This window comes from Citrobacter sp. Marseille-Q5395 (assembly GCF_947057495.1).
Taxonomy (GTDB): Bacteria; Pseudomonadota; Gammaproteobacteria; order Enterobacterales; family Enterobacteriaceae; genus Citrobacter; species Citrobacter murliniae.
In genome coordinates, this window is sequence record NZ_CAMSEL010000005.1 from 84,891 (window position 1) to 105,206 (window position 20,316).

Below are 20,316 nucleotides of genomic sequence, written 5' to 3' on the forward strand. Positions count from 1 at the left end.
CGCTATTCTTTGCTATTATGCTCGATAACGAACATTAATGAGCTATAACGAAAGTGCGAGAGGCCAGCATGGAAACCAAAGATCTGATTGTGATAGGTGGAGGCATCAACGGTGCCGGTATCGCGGCAGATGCCGCTGGACGCGGTTTATCCGTGCTGATGCTGGAAGCGCAGGATTTAGCCTGTGCGACCTCTTCCGCCAGCTCTAAACTCATCCACGGTGGCCTGCGCTACCTGGAACACTATGAATTTCGTCTGGTCAGTGAAGCGCTGGCTGAACGTGAAGTGCTGTTGAAAATGGCACCGCATATTGCTTTCCCGATGCGTTTTCGTCTGCCCCATCGCCCACACCTGCGCCCGGCATGGATGATTCGCATTGGTCTGTTTATGTACGATCACCTGGGCAAACGCACCAGTTTACCAGGTTCAATTGGTTTGCGTTTTGGCGCAGACTCGGTGATGAAGCCTGAGATCGTGCGCGGTTTCGAATATTCTGACTGCTGGGTAGACGATGCGCGTCTGGTTCTGGCAAACGCCCAAATGGTGGTACGTAAAGGTGGCGAAGTCTTGACCCGCACTCGCGCCACTTCCGCTCGTCGCGAAAACGGTCTGTGGATTGTCGAAGCAGAAGATATCGATACCGGTAAAAAACACACCTGGCAGGCTCGCGGCCTGGTAAACGCCACTGGCCCGTGGGTAAAAGAGTTCTTCGATGACGGAATGCACCTGCCATCACCGTATGGTATTCGCCTGATTAAAGGCAGCCACATCGTGGTACCACGCGTGCATACCCAGAAGCAGGCTTATATCCTGCAAAACGAAGATAAGCGTATTGTTTTCGTTATCCCCTGGATGGATGAATTCTCAATTATCGGCACCACTGACGTTGAGTATCAGGGCGACCCGAAAGCGGTGAAGATTGATGAAAGCGAAATCAATTACCTGCTGAAGGTCTACAACGCACACTTTAAGAAACAGCTGGGCCGTGATGATATCGTCTGGACCTATTCTGGCGTCCGCCCGCTGTGCGATGACGAGTCCGATTCACCGCAGGCTATCACCCGTGATTACACGCTGGATATCCACGATGAAAACGGCAAAGCGCCGCTGCTTTCCGTCTTTGGCGGCAAACTGACGACCTACCGTAAGCTGGCAGAACACGCGATGGAAAAACTGTCGTCTTACTATCAGGGCATTGGCCCGGCATGGACCAAAGAGTGCATCCTGCCCGGCGGTGATATTGGCGGCGATCGTGAAGACTACGCGGCAAAACTGCGCCGCCGCTATCCGTTCCTGACCGAGTCTCTGGCACGCCACTACTCGCGCACCTACGGTAGCAACACGGAATGGATCCTCGGTGACGCGACCTCGGTTGCTGAGCTGGGCGAAGACTTCGGTCATGAATTCTACGAAGCAGAGCTGAAGTATCTGGTCGATCACGAATGGGTGCGTCGCGCAGACGATGCCCTGTGGCGTCGTACGAAAGAAGGTATGTGGCTGAATGCCGAACAGCAGTCGCGCATGACCCAGTGGCTGGTGGAATATGTGGAAAAACACCAGTTGTCGCTAGCGTCTTAAGACACACGCTATAAAACTGTAGGCCCGGTAAGCGTCAGAGCCACCGGGCCTTTTGCCGGATGGCGGCTAACGCCTTATCCGGCCTACAGGTCATCCTATCCCTTGTTACAACCGCACCGAATCAATATGCCAGATGTTTTCGGCATACTCTTTGATCGTCCTGTCTGATGAGAAGTACCCCATATTGGCGATATTGATCATCGACTTCGTGGTCCACTCTTCCGGACGGCGATACAGTTCGTCTACCTTATCCTGGCAATCGACATAGCTGCGATAATCCGCCAGCACCTGGTAGTGGTCGCCAAAGTTGATTAACGAGTCCACCAGATCACGATAGCGTCCCGGCTCCTCAGGGCTGAATACGCCGCTGCCGATTTGCGTCAGCACCTGATGTAATTCTTCATCTTTCTCGTAATATTCACGCGGTTTGTAGCCTTTACTGCGTAATGCTTCGACTTCTTCCGCTGTATTACCGAAGATAAAGATATTTTCCGCACCCACATGCTCCAGCATCTCGACGTTTGCTCCGTCCAGCGTGCCAATAGTCAGTGCTCCGTTCAGAGCAAACTTCATATTGCTGGTACCGGAAGCTTCCGTCCCTGCCAGAGAAATCTGTTCAGACAGGTCGGCTGCAGGGATGATCACCTGCGCCAGGCTGACACTGTAATTGGGAATAAACACCACCTTCAGCTTGTCGCCAATCTGCGGATCGTTATTGATCACTTTAGCGACATCGTTGATAAGATGAATAATGTGCTTCGCCATGTAATAGGCCGAAGCAGCCTTACCGGCGAAGATATTTACGCGTGGTACCCACTCGGCTTCAGGATCGTCCTTAATGCGGTTGTAGCGGGTGATCACATGCAGCACATTCATCAACTGCCGTTTGTACTCATGAATACGTTTGATCTGCACGTCAAACAGCGATTTCGGGTTCACTACCACGTTAAGCTGTTGGGCAATGAGCGCAGCCAGACGCTTTTTATTCTCCAGCTTTGCCTGGCGCACTGCGTGATTCACCAGCGGATAATCACAGTGCTGCTCAAGCTCGCTGAGCTGGCTGAGATCGGTACGCCAGGTACGGCCAATATTCTCATCCAGCACATCGGAGAGCGGCGGGTTCGCCAGCGCCAGCCAGCGACGAGGAGTCACACCGTTGGTCACATTACAGAAGCGCGTCGGGAAAATCTTCGCAAAATCCGCAAACAACGACTGCACCATCAGGTTGGAGTGCAGCTCAGAAACGCCGTTCACTTTATGGCTCACCACTACCGCCAGCCATGCCATACGCACACGACGACCGTTGGATTCATCAATGATCGATGTCCGCCCCAACAGGCCGGTATCATTCGGATACTGCTCCTGTAACGTTTTCAGGAAGTAATCGTTAATCTCAAAGATGATTTGCAGATGGCGCGGCAAAATTTTACCCAGCATATCGACCGGCCAGGTTTCCAGCGCTTCACTCATTAACGTGTGGTTGGTGTAAGAGAAGACCTGACAGCACACTTCAAACGCGTCATCCCAGCTAAATTTGTGCTCATCAATAAGCAGGCGCATCAGCTCCGGAATAGACAGCACCGGATGGGTATCGTTGAGGTGAATGGCGATTTTATCCGCCAGATTGTCGTAGGTTTTGTGCAACTGATAATGACGACTCAGGATGTCCTGCACCGTGGAGGAGACCAGAAAGTACTCCTGACGCAAACGCAGCTCGCGCCCTGAATAGGTGGAGTCATCCGGATATAGCACACGAGATACGTTCTCGGAGTGGTTTTTATCTTCCACCGCCGCGAAGTAATCCCCCTGGTTAAATTTACCAAGGTTGATTTCGCTACTGGCCTGGGCGTTCCACAGGCGCAGCGTGTTGGTGGCGTCGGTATCGTAACCCGGGATAATCTGGTCGTAAGCCACCGCGAGGATCTCTTCAGTTTCAATCCAGCGCGTTTTCTTGCCTTCCTGCTGAATACGACCGCCGAAACGTACTTTGTAGCGGGTATTGTGGCGTTTAAACTCCCACGGGTTACCATATTCCAGCCAGTAGTCCGGGGATTCTTTCTGTCGGCCATCAACAATGTTCTGTTTGAACATGCCATAGTCATAACGAATACCGTAACCACGTCCCGGCAGGCCCAGCGTCGCCAAAGAATCCAGGAAACAGGCTGCCAGACGCCCGAGACCACCGTTTCCGAGGCCGGGGTCATTTTCTTCGTCGATCAGATCTTCGAGATCTAACCCCATACCTTCCAGTGCATTTTTTACATCGTCGTAGATTCCCAACGATAACAGTGCATTAGAAAGTGTGCGGCCAATCAGAAACTCCATTGACAGATAATAGACCTGGCGAGTTTCCTGAGACAATTGCGCACGGTTAGAACGCAGCCAGCGCTCCACGAGACGATCCCGCACCGCGAATAATGTGGCGTTCAGCCACTCATGTTTATTGGCAATGACCGGATCTTTACCAATAGTGAACATCAGCTTATAGGCAATAGAATGCTTAAGTGCCTCTACGCTGAGTGTGGGCGATGCATAAGTAAATGGAGCATTCATATAGGTGATTCCTGGATATCTATTTCAAGCGATAGTAAAGCTCACGGTAAGACTTCGCCGCGACTTGCCAGCTAAAATCCATGGTCATGGCCTGACGTTGTACAAACCGCCAAAGCGAAGGCCGGGACCACAATACGAAAGCACGCCGAATCGCCCGCAACAGCGACCAGGCATTACTATCTTCAAATACAAACCCACTGGCGATACCGTCCGCCAGGTTTTCCAGCGAACTATCAGACACCGTATCAGCCAGCCCACCGGTGCGCCGCACCAGCGGCAGCGTGCCGTACTTCAGTCCATACAATTGCGTTAAGCCACATGGCTCAAAGCGGCTGGGAACCAGAATGACATCGGCCCCACCCATGATGCGATGAGAGAAGGCCTCGTGATAACCAATCTGCACCCCCACCTGCCCTGGATGCTCTGCTGCAGCGGCCAGGAACCCCTCCTGCAACACAGGATCGCCCGCGCCGAGTAACGCCAGCTGTCCACCCTGCTCTAACAAACCCGGCAGCGCTTCCAGCACCAGGTCCAAACCTTTCTGGCTGGTCAGGCGACTTACCACTGCAAAGAGCGGCACTTTATCGTTAACCTTAAGCCCCATTGCAATCTGCAACTGACGCTTGTTCTCTGCTTTATCCTCCAACGTATCGCGGGTATAGCGCGATGCCAGCAGCAAGTCCGTTTCCGGACTCCAGATGTTTTCATCGACACCGTTCAGTACGCCGGAAAGACGCCCCTCGCGATGGCGCTGCTGCAACAAACCTTCCATCCCGTAGGCAAACTGCGGCTCAGTGATTTCCCGCGCATAGGTCGGGCTGACCGCCGTAATGTGGTCGGCGTAGTACAAACCGGCCTTCAGGAATGAAATCTGCCCATTGAACTCCAGACCATGCACATTAAAGAACGACCATGGCAATTGGATGTCATCCATATGCTTTGCATAAAACATGCCTTGATACGCCAGATTGTGCACAGTGAACACAGACTTCGCCGGATGGCCGCGCGCCGCCAGATACGCCGGGGCCAACCCGGCATGCCAGTCGTGCGCGTGCACCACATCCGGGCGCCAGAATGGATCAAGACCACAGGCCATTTCACATCCGACCCAGCCGAGCAGTGCAAAGCGCAGGACGTTATCGGTATAAGCAAACAGATTTGTGTCGTGATACGGGCTGCCGGGGCGGTCATAGAGATGCGGCGCATCAATCAGGTAAATGCCGACACCGTTGTAATGTCCGAACAGCAAGGTGATTCTGCCAGCAAAGGTATCCCGGCGCGTTACAACCTGCGCATCAGGGATACCACGGCGAATATCGGGAAACGCCGGGAGCAGCACGCGGGCATCCACTCCGTCCGCAATTTGCGCAGCGGGCAATGCCCCAATCACATCCGCCAGTCCCCCGGTTTTTAACAGGGGAAACATCTCTGAACATACGTGTAAAACCTGCATTATCGCTCCTGTTTGATCTGCAGTTTGCGTAGCATTTCACGCGTGACCAGCACAATGCCTTCCTCTGAACGGTAGAAGCGACGTGCATCTTCTTCCGCATTTTCACCAATGACCATACCTTCAGGGATAACGCAGGCGCGGTCGATGATACAGCGACGTAACCGGCACGAACGCCCTACCCACACTTCAGGTAACAACACTGCCGAATCAATGTTACAGAATGAATTCACCCGCACCCGCGGGAACAGCACGGACTGCACCACCACCGAACCGGAAATAATACACCCACCGGAAACCAGCGAGTTCAGCGTCATTCCGTGGCTACCGGAACGGTCCTGCACGAACTTCGCTGGTGGCAGTGATTCCATATGTGTACGAATTGGCCAGTCCTGTTCATACATGTCCAGTTCAGGCGTTACCGAAGCCAGATCGAGGTTCGCCTTCCAGTAGGCCTCCAATGTTCCAACATCACGCCAGTACGGCTCGGATTCCGGGTCGGACTGTACGCAGGACAACGGGAAAGGATGTGCAAACGCCATACCCGCTTCGGTGATTTTCGGGATGATATCTTTGCCGAAGTCATGGCTTGAGTTTTCGTCCAGGTCATCTTCCGCCAACAGTTCATAGAGATAATCGGCGTCAAATACGTAGATCCCCATACTGGCGAGGGATTTTGTTGGATCATTTGGCATGGCTGGCGGATTTGCCGGTTTTTCAACGAATTCGATAATTTTGTCGTTTTCGTCCACATCCATTACGCCAAATGCGCTGGCCTCTTCAATCGGTACCGGCATACAGGCAACGGTGCAGCGAGCGCCCTTCTCAACGTGGTCGATCAGCATGCGCGAGTAATCCTGTTTATAAATATGATCCCCCGCGAGTATCACCACATACTCCGCTTTATAGCGTCGAATGATGTCCAGGTTTTGCGTTACCGCATCTGCCGTTCCGCGATACCAGTTTTCCCCCTGCATTCTTTGCTGAGCAGGAAGCAGGTCGACAAACTCGTTCATCTCTTCGCTGAAGAACGACCAACCGCGCTGGATATGCTGTACCAGCGTGTGCGACTGGTACTGCGTGATCACGCCAATACGGCGGATCCCGGAGTTAAGACAGTTGGATAAAGCAAAATCGATAATGCGGAACTTACCGCCAAAGTGTACGGCTGGCTTGGCGCGTTTGTTGGTTAAATCTTTCAGGCGTGTCCCGCGGCCACCGGCCAGGATTAGGGCAACAGATTTCAATGGCAGCTGGCGCGCCAACATTACACGATCGTTCTTATCTAAACTCACCATGACTAACTCCTTTTTTATCTTCTCTGGAACACACACAGTCCGTGCGCAGGTCCCTGCCAGACAGCCGTAAGCACCGGATTATCCTCTCCGGCAAATGGGGGGATGGCGTGCCATTCCCCTTCAGGTAAAACGATATCTGTCACCTCAAGCGAAGCGTTTATCGCAATCAAAAAACGCTCTGAAAGCAGGATTTGCATCTGCTTCAGGCCGTTTTGCCACTCATCCGCACTTAAGGGTTGTGCATACTTGTTCAGCCAACGGACATTGCCGTCACCCTCTTCCCACCAGCGATCGTTTGTTAACGCGGGGATCTGCCGGCGAAGATGAATCAAGGCGGCGGTAAATGCGGTTAGCCCACTGTTTGCCTGCTGCCAGTCCAGCCAGGTTAAAGCGTTATCCTGGCAGTAAGCGTTATTGTTGCCGTGCTGGCTATGACCATGCTCATCGCCCGCCAACAACATCGGCGTCCCCTGAGAGAGCAACAGCGTCGTTAACAGGGCATGAATGCTGTCGCGCCGCCTTTCAATCAGGTCCAGCGTGCCGCCTAACCCTTCTTTACCATGATTATCACTGTAGTTATTGCTAGTGCCGTCCCGATTTTCCTCACCGTTCGCTTCATTGTGCTTATTTGTGAAGCATACACAGTCGCGCAGCGTAAAACCGTCATGCGCAGTAACCAGATTAACCGTGGCGCTGGGTTTACGACCATTGCGTTTAAACACATCGCTGGATGCTGCAAAACGTCCAGCAAACTCCCCCAGCGACAGATTACGCTGTAGCCAGAAGCGTCGGATTGCGTCGCGGAAATGGTCATTCCATTCGACAAACGGTGGTGGGAAATTACCCACCTGATAACCGCCTTCACCAATATCCCACGGCTCTGCAATCAGCTTAACGCGTGAGAGCAACGGACAGTTTTGGATGGCGGTAAACAGCGGTGCATCCTGACGAAACGCAGGCATGCGCCCCATAACGGAAGCTAAATCGAAACGAAAACCATCCACGTGGCAGGTTTCAACCCAATAACGCAGGCATTCACACGCATACTCCACCACACCGGGATGGCTCAGATTGATGGTGTTCCCACAGCCGGTCCAGTTGTAGTAATCACCATCTTCCCTAATCCAATAATAGCTACGGTTATCAATTCCGCGCAGCGAGAAGAGCGGCCCCTCAAGATCCAACTCGGCGCTGTGGTTTAAAACGATATCGAGAATGACCTCTATACCCGCTTTGTGCAGCGCTTTCACCGCGTCACGAAACTCATCAAGAGCGCTCTCTGGCGAGCAGGCATAAGCCGGATGCAGCGCAAACATCGCCAACGGGTTGTAACCCCAGTAGTTAGATAATCCCAGCCGTTGAAGACGGGGTTCGCTGGCGAAATGCGCCACCGGCAGCAGCTCCAGCGCGGTAATGCCAAGGTGCCTGAAATAGTCAATCATCACCGGATGACCGAGCGCTTTGTACGTGCCGCGAATATCCTCCGGGATATCGGGGTGCAGATACGTCAGTCCTTTGACGTGTGCTTCGTAAATGACGGTGTTGCCCCACGGTGTACGCGGCGGGGCATCATCCTCCCAGTCATATCGGTCTGATACCACCACGCACTTGAGCGCAATCTCCGCATTGTCACGATGATCCGGCTCATCCACCCCACCGTGTAGCAGCGGGTTATCTTTTAACTCGCCTTCCACGCGGCGTGCACAGGGGTCAATCAGCAGTTTCGCCGGGTTAAAACGATGACCTTGCCCAGGTTGCCACGGCCCATGTACACGATAACCATAACGCAAACCCGGTTTGGCACCGGCCAGATAACCGTGCCAGACATCACCGCTACGTCCAGGCAGGTCATAGCGGTGCTCGCAGCCTTGCTCATCGAAGACGCATAGCTCAACGCGCTCAGCGTGGGCCGAGAAGAGTGTAAAATTGACGCCATGACCGTCATACATGGCACCGTGGGGGGTGGCGTTACCGATTGCCAGTTGTGTCATCACCCCTCCCGAACCAGCCAAATCGTGGCCAGCGGAGGCAAGGTGAGACTCAACGAGTGCTGACGACCATGGCTGGCGATTTCATCGCTGTGTACCACGCCGCCATTACCGGTATTGCTGCCGTGGTAATGCATCGAGTCAGTATTAAGGATCTCACGCCATTTACCCGGTTGATTGATGCCAAAGCGATAGCCGTAACGTGGCACTGGCGTAAAGTTGCTGGCGACAATAATTTCGTTGCCAGCTTTGTCACGACGGACAAAAATCAGCACCGAACGCTCGTTGTCGTCCACCACCAGCCATTCGAACCCATACCCGTCAAAGTCGAGCTCATGCAACGCCTTGTGGTGACGGTAGGTGTGGTTCAAATCACGTACCAGGCGTTGTACGCCGTGATGCCAGTTATCGCCCCCTTCCAGCAAATGCCAGTCGAGGCTGGCATCGTGGTTCCATTCTCGTCCCTGGGCAAATTCGTTACCCATAAACAGCAGTTTCTTGCCGGGGAAGGCCCACATCCAGCCATAGTAGGCACGTAGATTGGCAAACTTCTGCCATGCGTCGCCTGGCATGCGATCAAGGATCGATTTCTTACCGTGCACCACTTCATCGTGGGACAACGGCAGAACAAAGTTTTCGGTATAGTTGTAGAGCATGCCGAAAGTCAGCTTATCGTGATGATGCTGACGATAAATCGGATCCAGCTTCATGTAGTCCAGCGTGTCATGCATCCAGCCCAGGTTCCACTTGTACCAGAAACCCAAGCCGCCCATATCCTGCGGTCTCGATACTCCGGCAAAGTCGGTGGATTCCTCCGCCATGCTCACAGCACCAGGTACCTGTTCACCAAGAATACGGTTGGTATTACGCAAAAACTCAATGGCTTCGAGGTTTTCGCGCCCGCCGAATTCGTTAGGAACCCATTCCCCTTCCTTACGACTGTAATCGCGATAGATCATCGACGCCACGGCATCGACCCGCAGCGCGTCAATGCCAAATCGTTCAATCCAGTACAGGGCGTTGCCCACCAGATAGTTGCTGACTTCACGGCGACCGTAGTTGTATATCAGCGTGTTCCAGTCCTGGTGATACCCTTCGCGCGGATCGCTGTGTTCATACAAATTGGTGCCATCAAACTCTGCCAGCCCAAAATCGTCCGACGGAAAATGGCCCGGTACCCAGTCAAGGATGACATTCAGCCCGGCCTGATGCGCGGCATTCACAAAATAGCGGAAGTCATCGCGCGTGCCGAAACGACGGGTCGGTGCGTACATGCCAGTCGGCTGGTAACCCCAGCTACCATCGAACGGATGTTCGTTAATTGGCAGCAACTCAAGGTGGGTAAACCCCATCCACTTCACGTAGGGGATTAGCTGATCCGCAAGTTCGCGGTAGCTCAACCAAAAATTGTTGTCCGTATGGCGACGCCATGAGCCCAGATGGACTTCATAGATAGAGATCGGAGCATCAAACTGGTTAGCTTTTTTACGCTCCTCAGTTTGCACGACTTTTTCCGGCAAACCACAGATCAGCGATGCTGTTTCAGGACGCATTTGCGCTTCAAAAGCGTAAGGATCAGCTTTGATGCGTAGCTTGCCGTTAGCATCGATCATCTCGTACTTATATAGCTGACCATGCTGTGCACCGGGGATAAACAGCTCCCAGATGCCGCTCTCTTTACGCAGACGCATCGGGTGTCGGCGTCCATCCCAGTAATTGAACTGCCCGACTACCGAGACACGTTGTGCATTCGGCGCCCAGACGGAGAAACGAGTACCTGTTACGCCGTCCATGGTATCCGCATGTGCGCCCAGCGTTTCGTAGGGGCGCAGATGCGTCCCTTCAGACAGCAGCCAGGCATCCATATCTTGTATTAGTGGGCCAAAACGGTAAGGGTCATCAATCAGATTCTGCTGTCCATGCCAGACAACAGCCAGTTGATAGCGAAAGAAATTTTTACGTCGGGGAAGTACAGCACAGAAAAAACCGCGAGAGTCGAGACAGTCCAGTTTGCCGACTTTGCGTCCGGTTTTAGGTTCGATCACCCACACTTCGGTGGCGTCAGGCAATAGGGCACGGACTTCAAGTCCCGCTTCAGTTTGGTGCATACCGAGTACGGAAAAAGGATCCGCAAAATGGCCTGCAATTAGCGCATTAATCACGTCTCTATCAACACGAACGGACATGGTTGTCATCCTGTTTTATGAGTCACCCCTTCCAACTGATTTTCGACATCAGGTAGTGACATTTTTTTGACCTGAACGGCGCAGCACAATTGTGCATCCTCTCTGCGTCGTCCCACCTTCAGGCAACAACTTAATACCTCCGGTACTAAGCCACCCTTAAAGAATAGCCAATGCTTTATCTTACTCCCGGTAAAAAATGAAACATCTGCGCTTACTCCTGTATTACGCAAAAAAAAGGGCGACTCAGCACCCATTGTTTACACATGATTATCATCTGCCTGATGACGAACTCGTCTAACCTGGCCTACTGACTCACGTCATGTGCAGGCCAGATAAATAGAGTGCCGTCAGGCAGTCATCATTACGCCAGTTGACGCAGCATCCGGCGCAGTGGCTCAGCAGCACCCCAGAGCAGTTGGTCGCCAACGGTAAAGGCTGACAGGAACTCCGGTCCCATATTCAGCTTACGCAGACGGCCTACTGGCGTGGAAAGCGTACCGGTTACGGCCGCAGGGGTTAACTCACGCATAGTGATATCCCGATCGTTAGGCACCACTTTCGCCCATGGATTGTGAGCTGCCAGCAGTTCTTCCACGGTCGGAATTGACACATCTTTTTTCAGTTTAATGGTGAACGCCTGGCTGTGGCAGCGCAGTGCGCCTACGCGCACGCAAAGACCATCCACCGGGATCACGGAAGACGTGTTGAGAATTTTGTTGGTTTCTGCCTGCCCTTTCCACTCTTCGCGGCTCTGACCGTTATCGAGCTGTTTGTCGATCCACGGAATCAGGCTCCCGGCCAGCGGTACGCCAAAGTTATCAACCGGCAGGTCACCGCTGCGGGACAGGGTTGTCACTTTACGTTCGATATCGAGAATAGCAGAAGAAGGGGTCGCCAGTTCATCGGCCACATGGCTATACAGATGGCCCATCTGGGAGAGGAGTTCACGCATATGACGCGCACCGCCGCCGGAAGCCGCCTGGTAGGTTGCTACGGATACCCAGTCCACCAGATCGTTGGCAAACAGGCCGCCGAGTGACATCAGCATCAGACTAACGGTGCAGTTACCGCCGACAAAGGTCTTAACGCCTTTGTTCAGACCGTCGGTAATCACATCCTGGTTAACCGGATCGAGGATAATGATGGCATCGTCTTTCATACGCAGCGAAGATGCCGCATCAATCCAGTACCCTTGCCAACCGCTTTCACGAAGCTTTGGATAGATTTCGTTGGTATAATCGCCGCCCTGACAGGTCACAATGATGTCGAGCGCCTTCAGCGCTTCCAGATCAAATGCATCCTGAAGCATGCCAGTGGAGGTCGTACCAAACGTCGGTGCCGCCTGTCCGAGCTGGGAAGTAGAAAAGAAAACAGGGCGAATGGCGTCGAAGTCACGTTCTTCTACCATGCGTTGCATGAGTACAGAGCCGACCATACCGCGCCAGCCGATAAAACCAACATTTTTCATAGCGTTTTTTCCTGCAGAGATGTGTGCTGTGTATGCTAACCAGTATCCTACTGGCCTATCCTTCACCATACAAAAAGCAGCCAAAGTCGCAAGTGAAATTAATCAATGATAGCGAAGCCATCAGTAATGCGACTTATCCCGCTGCGCAAGCAAGCAGAAAGTCCGCTGTAATTATCAGGGAATTTGACTTATGAATGAAATCATTTCTGCGGCAGTTTTATTGATCCTGATTATGGACCCGCTCGGAAATCTGCCCATTTTCATGTCCGTATTGAAACATACCGAACCTAAACGTCGTCGCGCGATTATGGTTCGCGAGCTGTTTATTGCGCTGTTGGTGATGCTGATATTCCTGTTCGCGGGCGAGAAAATTCTGGCATTTCTTAACCTGCGAGCGGAAACCGTCTCCATCTCCGGGGGCATCATTTTGTTCCTGATTGCCATCAAGATGATTTTCCCCAGCGCAACCGGCAATAGCACCGGACTTCCGGCGGGTGAAGAGCCCTTTATCGTGCCGTTGGCCATTCCACTGGTTGCAGGACCGACTATCCTGGCATCGTTGATGCTGTTATCGCATCAATACCCGAATCAGATGGGACATCTGGTGATTGCACTGCTGATCGCCTGGGGCGGTACATTTGTGATCTTGCTACAGTCATCGCTGTTTTTGCGTCTGCTGGGCGAGAAAGGTGTTAATGCGCTGGAACGCCTGATGGGGCTGATTCTGGTGATGATGGCGACCCAGATGTTCCTGGATGGTGTGCGGATGTGGATGAAGGGGTGATGTACTCGTTTTACGCCGGGAGGCGGCTTCGCCTTACCCGGCCTACGGTGTGGATATGTGCCAGTTTGTAGGCCCGGTAAGCGCAAGCGCCACCGGGCTTTCTAACTCAGCTCAGGAGCTGAAAGGCAATCATACCGACAATTGCACCGACCGTTCCGAGGATAGTTTCCATCATCGTCCAGGTCTTCAGCGTTTGTGCTTCAGTCGCACCGGTGAATTTACCGAACAGCCAGAAACCAGCGTCATTGACGTGGCTGACCACGATAGAACCACCCGCGATGCAAATAGACAGCGCCGCCATCTGCGCCCCGGAGAAGTTCAGCTGTTCAATCACTGGCATCACCAGACCGACCGCCGTTAAGCAGGCCACCGTCGCGGAACCCTGGATGATACGAACCGCAGCCGCCAGCACAAAGCAGGTAATGGCAATTGGCAGCCCCATGCCGGTTAACGCTTCACCCAGTGCCGGACCGACACCAGAATCCACCAGCACCTGCTTGAACACGCCGCCAGCACCAATCACCAGCAGAATAATCCCCGCAGGTTGCAACGCGTGACCACAGATCTCCATCACGCGGTCCTTCGCCATACCCTGACGGATTGCCAGACCATAAATAGCGACCAGGCAGGCGACCAGAATCGCGGTGAACGGGTGACCAATAAACTCAAACCATTCGTAAGCGGTAGAACCGACCGGCACAAAGCGAGCAGCAATGGTTTTCAGGCCAACCAATACCAGCGGCAGCAGGATAAGCGCGAGACTGAAACCAAAGGACGGCATTTTGCCTTCGCCCAGATGCGGCTCGGTAATATCGTCCGGCACATGCAGTTCAACGAAACGACTGATGAAATTGCCCCACAACGGTCCGGCGATAATCATGCCAGGAATTGCCGCACACAGGCCAATCAGGATCATCCAGCCGAAATCGGCGTGCATCTGAGAGGCCAGCAGCATTGGCGCAGGCCCCGGCAGCAGAAACGCTGCAGCCGCCGCCACACCCGCAAACAGCGGGATAACCAGCTTCACGAGGTTGGTGCCCGTATGACGCGCCATAGAGAACGCCACGCTTATCAGCAGCACAATCGCAACTTCAAAGAACAGCGGCAGCGCGCAAATCAGGCCGGCCAGGCCAATCGCATAATGCGCGCGGCTGTGGCCGAAGGACTTCAGCATTTTGACGGCAATCTGATCGACCGCCCCGGTCTCATGCAAAATCTTACCGAACATCGCTCCCAGAGCGACCACAATCGCCAGGAAACCGAGTGTGCCTCCCATCCCTTTTTCCATAGTCGCAGCGATTTTATCGAGCGGCATACCGGAAAAGAGACCTGCACCTATAGAAACCACCATCAAAGCAACGAAGGCGTGCATACGCGCCTTCATCACTAAAAACAGCAGTAATAAAACGGACCCTACTGCTGTTAAAACAAGCGTTAATGTACTCACTACTTACTGCCTTGGTTAATGACCTCAATGGTGCTTGCTACCACACCGTCCAGCGGCTGATCGATATCCACCACCAGAACATCACTTTCGTTTGCACCCGGTTCTTCCAGCGTTTCAAACTGGGTCACCAGCATCTGCGTTTTGAAGAAGTGGCCTTTACGCTCCTTCAGGCGGCTTTCGATAACGTCAAACTCCCCTTTCAGATAGATGAAAGAGAGATTCGGGTTACCTTCACGCAGCAGGTCACGATAGTGTTTTTTCAAGGCAGAACAGACGATAAGCGACACTTTGTTGGTACGCTGCATCGCAAAAGCGGCGTCATTCAGCGCCTGTAACCACGGTTTACGGTCATCATCGTTTAACGGCTCACCGGAAGCCATTTTCATGATGTTGCTGCGTGGATGGAGAAAATCGCCATCAAGAAACGCGGCCTGCAGTTGATGCGCCACTTCGCTGGCGACAGCAGATTTACCGCTGCCCGATACGCCCATCAGAACGTAAACGTGGTGATCATGATTAGTCGTGCTCAAAGCGTTGCCCCCACTGGTACAAGAATCAGGAAATTGTTACGGGTAACTGTTATCGGTAACATTGTCCGACCGGATAAATGGAGAAGCAATATCCATTCGTGCCAGAAGTGTATAAGTGTGAGCTACTTCAAACTTGTTGGGCTAAATAGATCCGCCCGGTGACAAGGTGAAACCTAAATCTAACATTTTAGGGGTAACTGTTTCACCACGGATACGCGCCAGCAGACGTTCTGCGCCAATGCTGCCCATCCGTTCACGCGGCGTGAGCACACTCGCCAGGCGTGGCTCCATCACCTGCCCGATATCGTGACCGTGGAAACCAGCAATCGCCATATCATCAGGGATTTTCAATCCTAACCGCTGGCATTCAAATGCCGCCCCGACAGCCAAGTCATCGTTGGTACAAAAGACACCGTCCAGTTGCGGATATTCACGTCGCGCCTGGCGGATTAGCTCAATACCGGAGGAGTAAGAAGAGGATTGTTCCACCATCACGCTGTAAGGCACCAGGTTCGCATCCCGCATTGCCTGTTCGTAGCCTCTTTGTTTGATGATAGTACGTTCATCAAGACGCGCGCCAAGATAAGCAATATGGCGATGTCCGCGAGCAATGATGGCGGCGGTCATCTGGCGAGCAGCCTCGAAGTTGTCAAAACCCACAGCGATATCAAGACACGGAGTCTGGCTATCCATCAGCTCAACCACCGGGATCCCCGCGACTTCAATCATTTTTAACGTGCGGGGAGTATGACTACGTTCGGTGAGGATCAGACCATCGATATTCCACGACAGCATCGATTCCAGACGCTCTTGTTCCATCTCGGGTTTATAGCCATAGTGCGCCAGCATAGTCTGATAACCGTGAGCGTCAGTAACGGCCTCAATACCGCGTAATACTTCAGCAAAAACCTGGTTGGTAAGAGATGGTAACAGTACGCCGATAGCGCGGCTGGTAGCGTTAGAAAGGATATCAGGAGCACGATTGGGAATATAACCCAGCTCATCAAGTGCAGCGGCAATTTTGCCCCGCAGCGCGACGGAGACCTGCTCCGGATTACGCAAAAAGCGGCTGACCGTCATTTTGGTCACACCCACGCGGTCGGCTACATCCTGAAGTACGGGTCTTTTCTTTTTCATCGTCCTGAAGTATTAAAAAGGGGATAGATATCCCCAGTTTACCACGGACGCGCGGAATTAATGACAAACGATGAAAAGCCGGATGTCGACGCTTTCGCGTTTTATCCGGCCTACAAAGGGTTACAGCACGTTAGACTGGCGGCAGGTCAAACAGTAACACTTCACTATCACTGTCGGCATGGATAGAAATCGCCTGCTCGTCCCAGATAGCCAGTCCATCACTGGTGGACGCTTTGGTTCCATTAATAGTCACATTGCCTTTTACCACCTGGATCCAGACGCGGCGTTCAGCGGCAATCTGATGCACTGACTGCTCATCTTTGACCAGCGCCCACCGGTACAGCTCCATATCCTGATAAACCTTAAGCGAACCATCGCGAGCATCCGGCGAAAGCACCAGTTGTTTGCCCTGAGCGGCATCGAAACGACGTTGCTCGTAACGCGGCGTAATACCGTTCTCCTGCGGAATGATCCAAATCTGATACAGATGCAGCTTCTCAGTATCGCTCGGATTGTACTCCGAGTGACGGATCCCCGTCCCGGCGCTCATAATCTGGAATTCACCAGCCGGAACCTGCTCTTTGTTGCCCATGCTGTCCTGATGCTCTACCGCGCCTTCGAGCACGTAGGTCAGGATCTCCATATCTTTATGGGGGTGAGTACCAAAACCCTGACCTGCGTCGATAACGTCGTCGTTAATCACGCGCAGTGCAGAGAACCCCATAAAATTCGGGTCATAGTAGTTGGCAAAAGAGAAGGTATGCCAGGAATCGAGCCAGCCATGATTAGCATGACCACGGTCGTTAGCTTTGCGTAAATAGATCATTGTGTTCATCCCCAGATGTTTTCGATGAAGTAAGTGTGGACTTAATCAGTCTGGGATCATAGAGGGTGAAAATTGACTCCTCTGTTCAAAAAATATGAACAAACCCAGAGGAGTCGGTAAACGCTATTTGGCGAGCGTTATCGTCGCAGGAGATGCCTGTTCAAACGCACGTTCGAGGATTTCCAGGTTGGTAAGAACTTCAGATTCCTTGACGTAATTGGGCGTACCGGATGTCAGTGTCTGGTACAGCGCATCATAGACGCGACCATAGTCTCCCACTTCCGGTTTCACCTCTTCTTTCACCGTCACACCTTCATCATTGACGTACTCCAGCATCCCAATGGAATCGTCGGCGGCAAAACCGGGTTCACCCGGCATGATATTCGCTTTCAGGCTGGTTTCCTGTTGGTCGATACCGTACTTCACAAACGAGCCGTTCGTACCGTGGACGATAAACTTCGGGTAGTCGATTTTCACCAGATGACTGGTTTTGACAATCGCCTTCAGATCGCCGTAGAACAGTTGTGCTTCAAAGGTATCATCCGGATTCGCTTTGTTGCGCAGACTACGGATGTCATACGCCACATGATCGGGGCGGCCAAACAGCGAAATAATCTGATCCATCGTGTGCACGCCCAGACCATAAAACGCACCGTCCTGCGGCAACCCTGGTTTGGTTTCCGCAACAGGTCGGTAGTAGTCGAAATGGCTTTCAACCTCAACAATCTCGCCCAACTTGCCGCTCTCTATCGCTTTTTTGGCGGTAAGGAAGCAGGAGTCAAACCGACGGTTCTGATACGGAGTAACGGTGAGTCCCTTACTTTTCGCCAGTTCGAACAACACTTTCGCTTCAGCCAGCGTCGGGGTGAAAGGTTTCTCGACCAGTACACTTTTCCCTGCTTCCAGCGCACGTTTGGCGTATTCAAAATGGCTATCGGCGTGGGTGCAAACGATCACCAGTTTCACCTGCGGATCGTTTAAGATCTCGTCGAGGTCGCTGGTGAAGTGAATATGTGAATACTGGGGTGCCTGCTCTTCCGGTTTAGCATGACGACGGAAGATATGAGCAACATGCCAGCTCTCTTTGCGGTTAAGGACGTATGGCAAATGGTAGCGCGTGGTGCTTTTACCAAAACCAATGAATGCGCAGTGTAAGGTCATGGGACAGTCCTTTTGAAGGTGATTGTCTACACCATAGCGCAAAGTGGGGGGAGACTGAATATTGGATTCTTTGCCAGATGTGGCGCGGCCTTATCCGGCCTACAAAACAAAAAGATCGACCATCGGCGTCGCCGTCAGTTTGTTCACGGCAAGCGCGCAGGGCCAGGAGCGTACACAGGGTATGTGAGGATTGTGAGCACAGCCCGGGATTAAGCTGGCAAGCAAACTAGTCCGAAACCGAGCCAAAAAAAAAGCCAGCGCAAGGCTGGCTAAAGTAATACTGGAAGCAATGTGAGCAATGTCGTGCTTTCAGGTTCTCCGTAGGGTTCCCCTGAACGCAGAGCAATAATAATCATTCTCATTCGCACTTGTCCACTTCTTTTTGCAAAAAAATGCAGTTGACGGCATTTTCAATCTCAGCGAGTGTAAATACACAATTAACCCTGCAGGAGATAAGGAATGAGTGAGATAGTGATACGCCACGCTGAACCGAAAGATTACGACGCAATTCGTCAGATCCATGCCCAGCCGGAGGTGTACCACAACACGCTACAGGTTCCTCATCCTTCTTTGGAGATGTGGCAGGAAAGACTCGCCGAGCGATCTGGAATTAAACAACTGGTCGCCTGTGTTGATGATATTGTCGTTGGGCATCTTTCCATTGAAGTCGCACAGCGCCCGCGCCGTAGCCACGTCGCCGATTTTGGTATCTGTGTAGATGCCCGATGGCAGAACCGCGGCGTTGCCAGCGCGCTAATTCGCACGATGATCGATATGTGCGACAACTGGCTGCGCGTCGATCGTATCGAGCTCACAGTGTTTGTCGATAATGAACCTGCTGTTGCGGTCTATAAGAAGCATGGTTTTGCAATCGAAGGCACAGGCAAGAAATACGGCCTGCGCAACGGTGAATACGTTGATGCTTACTTTATGGCGCGGGTGAAATAATTTTTTGGGCGAGTTATATCGCCCTTTATCTTGAAAGGACGCATTGTGAAAAAGGTTTTTTCGCTGGTTCTGCTGGCAGCAATCTTCCCCGGCTATGCCACGACCGTACAGAATCTGGACTCCGTACCCAGCGCCATTCACCATCCGGAAGGTAAGCAGATCTTCGCCGAACAAATGATGGGTGCGACACCTGCCAAAGGGTTTGGCGAACTTCCGCAAGGGTTGGATGTGGCCCAATGGATTGCCTGGGTTGCGCCGAATGAAGACCCCAAAAACCTGATCATGAGCGGTGCCAAAGCCTGGGGCAAAAACGGGAAATACATTGGTGTTGCCTGTTTTGCAGATAATCAGGCAGAGGCAGAACAAACCAGGAAACGCGCAGATAACGGCTGTCCGGAAAATTACAGCACCAGCCGCGTCAATAAATTATATCTCGGCGTATTTTCCTGGCAGAATCAACAGTTGCAGCCGATCGCACGTTCAGAAAAACCGCTGGACCAGCTCTCAACATGGAATAACGCTGCCGAGAAAGAGAGCAATGATGAATCGGTCAGACCGCTGGCCTATTACACCAAACTGGATCTGGCCCCTTATCGGATCGCACCCGATACCCTGGCATTCGGGGTACGCGGCGGATACTCTGATGCGTATTCCGGCGGCGGTGCCTTCTATGAAGTGCTGGAGCTCTACGCGATCAAAGATAACAGGATAATCAACGTCTTTTCCGACCTTGTTTACCAATATCAGGATATCGCCGGAGACTGGAATCAGGATGGAACGCGACAGCACGACATCAGCGAAAGTAAATACATCCTGAAAATGCGCTCAGCAAAAACCGAGGGGTTTTATGACCTGGAACGCGTTGATCTACAGGATAAAAGCAGTCACATATTTCGCTGGTCCGAATCGAAGCAACGGTATCTCCCGTAACCGACAGATAAGGCCTACAGCGTTCTAGACGAT

15 protein-coding genes are annotated in these 20,316 nt (G+C 52.6%); 4 read left to right on the forward strand and 11 right to left on the reverse strand.

Going from position 1 to position 20,316, the window contains the following annotated elements; genetic code table 11:
• The first annotated feature begins 68 nt into the window (after nt 1–68).
• Nucleotides 69–1,577, forward strand: a complete 1,509-nt coding sequence (gene glpD / locus OH663_RS06645; protein ID WP_200013240.1) for a glycerol-3-phosphate dehydrogenase — start codon at nt 69–71, stop codon at nt 1,575–1,577.
• Between the two features lie 105 nt (nt 1,578–1,682).
• On the opposite strand, the gene glgP is transcribed toward glpD, so the two are convergent.
• The 6 genes from glgP to asd all read right to left on the reverse strand — a co-directional run bounded on the left by glgP (nt 1,683) and on the right by asd (nt 12,520).
• Nucleotides 1,683–4,130: a glycogen phosphorylase gene (glgP, locus tag OH663_RS06650; protein WP_045448480.1), complete on the reverse strand. Its 2,448-nt coding sequence runs from the start codon at nt 4,128–4,130 to the stop codon at nt 1,683–1,685.
• A 19-nt stretch (nt 4,131–4,149) separates the two neighbouring features.
• A complete protein-coding gene (gene glgA / locus OH663_RS06655; RefSeq protein WP_045448482.1) occupies nt 4,150–5,583 on the reverse strand; it encodes a glycogen synthase GlgA in 1,434 nt (477 codons plus the stop codon).
• The gene (gene glgC / locus OH663_RS06660; RefSeq protein ID WP_263525706.1) at nt 5,583–6,878 is read right to left on the reverse strand and encodes a glucose-1-phosphate adenylyltransferase; all 1,296 of its coding nucleotides are present in this window, start codon (nt 6,876–6,878) and stop codon (nt 5,583–5,585) included. Before glgC ends, glgA begins: the two co-directional genes overlap by 1 nt.
• 14 nt (nt 6,879–6,892) lie before the next feature.
• A complete protein-coding gene (gene glgX, locus OH663_RS06665) occupies nt 6,893–8,869 on the reverse strand; it encodes a glycogen debranching protein GlgX (RefSeq protein ID WP_200013239.1) in 1,977 nt (658 codons plus the stop codon).
• Nucleotides 8,869–11,052, reverse strand: coding sequence for a 1,4-alpha-glucan branching enzyme (gene glgB / locus OH663_RS06670; RefSeq protein WP_048222925.1), 2,184 nt, complete (start codon nt 11,050–11,052; stop codon nt 8,869–8,871). Before glgB ends, glgX begins: the two co-directional genes overlap by 1 nt.
• Before the next feature lie 361 nt (nt 11,053–11,413).
• Entirely contained in the window at nt 11,414–12,520 is a 1,107-nt protein-coding gene (asd, locus tag OH663_RS06675) for an aspartate-semialdehyde dehydrogenase (RefSeq protein ID WP_045448491.1), read from the reverse strand.
• 190 nt (nt 12,521–12,710) lie between these two features.
• On the opposite strand from asd, the gene yhgN reads away from it, so the two are divergent.
• A complete protein-coding gene (gene yhgN / locus OH663_RS06680; RefSeq protein WP_045448493.1) occupies nt 12,711–13,304 on the forward strand; it encodes an NAAT family transporter YhgN in 594 nt (197 codons plus the stop codon).
• 106 nt (nt 13,305–13,410) lie between these two features.
• On the opposite strand, the gene gntU is transcribed toward yhgN, so the two are convergent.
• From gntU to OH663_RS06705, 5 genes are all read right to left on the reverse strand, one after another.
• On the reverse strand, nt 13,411–14,751 hold the full coding sequence (gene gntU / locus OH663_RS06685; protein WP_045448495.1) for a gluconate transporter: 1,341 nt from the start codon (nt 14,749–14,751) through the stop codon (nt 13,411–13,413).
• Nucleotides 14,751–15,281 carry a gluconokinase gene (gntK, locus tag OH663_RS06690; RefSeq protein WP_045448497.1) on the reverse strand — a complete coding sequence of 177 codons (531 nt, stop codon included), beginning with the start codon at nt 15,279–15,281 and terminating at the stop codon, nt 14,751–14,753. Before gntK ends, gntU begins: the two co-directional genes overlap by 1 nt.
• A 141-nt stretch (nt 15,282–15,422) precedes the next feature.
• Nucleotides 15,423–16,418 carry a gluconate operon transcriptional repressor GntR gene (gene gntR, locus OH663_RS06695; RefSeq protein WP_045448499.1) on the reverse strand — a complete coding sequence of 332 codons (996 nt, stop codon included), beginning with the start codon at nt 16,416–16,418 and terminating at the stop codon, nt 15,423–15,425.
• A gap of 130 nt (nt 16,419–16,548) precedes the next feature.
• Entirely contained in the window at nt 16,549–17,244 is a 696-nt protein-coding gene (gene yhhW, locus OH663_RS06700; protein WP_045448501.1) for a quercetin 2,3-dioxygenase, read from the reverse strand.
• 123 nt (nt 17,245–17,367) lie between these two features.
• Nucleotides 17,368–18,405, reverse strand: a complete 1,038-nt coding sequence (locus OH663_RS06705) for an oxidoreductase (RefSeq protein ID WP_200013238.1) — start codon at nt 18,403–18,405, stop codon at nt 17,368–17,370.
• A gap of 459 nt (nt 18,406–18,864) precedes the next feature.
• Between OH663_RS06705 and yhhY the strand changes: the two genes are divergently transcribed.
• Nucleotides 18,865–19,353 carry an N-acetyltransferase gene (gene yhhY / locus OH663_RS06710; protein WP_045448505.1) on the forward strand — a complete coding sequence of 163 codons (489 nt, stop codon included), beginning with the start codon at nt 18,865–18,867 and terminating at the stop codon, nt 19,351–19,353.
• Between the two features lie 45 nt (nt 19,354–19,398).
• A complete protein-coding gene (locus tag OH663_RS06715; protein ID WP_200013237.1) occupies nt 19,399–20,283 on the forward strand; it encodes a hypothetical protein in 885 nt (294 codons plus the stop codon).
• Nucleotides 20,284–20,316: the final 33 nt, after the last annotated feature.

What these genes read in the sequence shown, in the direction of transcription:
- glgX (WP_200013239.1), bottom strand. Translation starts at nt 8,869, where the DNA reads ATGACACAACTGGCAATCGGTAACGCCACCCCCCACGGTGCCATGTAT.
- glgP (WP_045448480.1), bottom strand. Translation starts at nt 4,130, where the DNA reads ATGAATGCTCCATTTACTTATGCATCGCCCACACTCAGCGTAGAGGCA.
- yhhW (WP_045448501.1), bottom strand. Translation starts at nt 17,244, where the DNA reads ATGATCTATTTACGCAAAGCTAACGACCGTGGTCATGCTAATCATGGC.
- glgA (WP_045448482.1), bottom strand. Translation starts at nt 5,583, where the DNA reads ATGCAGGTTTTACACGTATGTTCAGAGATGTTTCCCCTGTTAAAAACC.
- yhhY (WP_045448505.1), top strand. Translation starts at nt 18,865, where the DNA reads ATGAGTGAGATAGTGATACGCCACGCTGAACCGAAAGATTACGACGCA.
- glgC (WP_263525706.1), bottom strand. Translation starts at nt 6,878, where the DNA reads ATGGTGAGTTTAGATAAGAACGATCGTGTAATGTTGGCGCGCCAGCTG.
- OH663_RS06705 (WP_200013238.1), bottom strand. Translation starts at nt 18,405, where the DNA reads ATGACCTTACACTGCGCATTCATTGGTTTTGGTAAAAGCACCACGCGC.
- asd (WP_045448491.1), bottom strand. Translation starts at nt 12,520, where the DNA reads ATGAAAAATGTTGGTTTTATCGGCTGGCGCGGTATGGTCGGCTCTGTA.
- glgB (WP_048222925.1), bottom strand. Translation starts at nt 11,052, where the DNA reads ATGTCCGTTCGTGTTGATAGAGACGTGATTAATGCGCTAATTGCAGGC.
- glpD (WP_200013240.1), top strand. Translation starts at nt 69, where the DNA reads ATGGAAACCAAAGATCTGATTGTGATAGGTGGAGGCATCAACGGTGCC.
- yhgN (WP_045448493.1), top strand. Translation starts at nt 12,711, where the DNA reads ATGAATGAAATCATTTCTGCGGCAGTTTTATTGATCCTGATTATGGAC.
- gntR (WP_045448499.1), bottom strand. Translation starts at nt 16,418, where the DNA reads ATGAAAAAGAAAAGACCCGTACTTCAGGATGTAGCCGACCGCGTGGGT.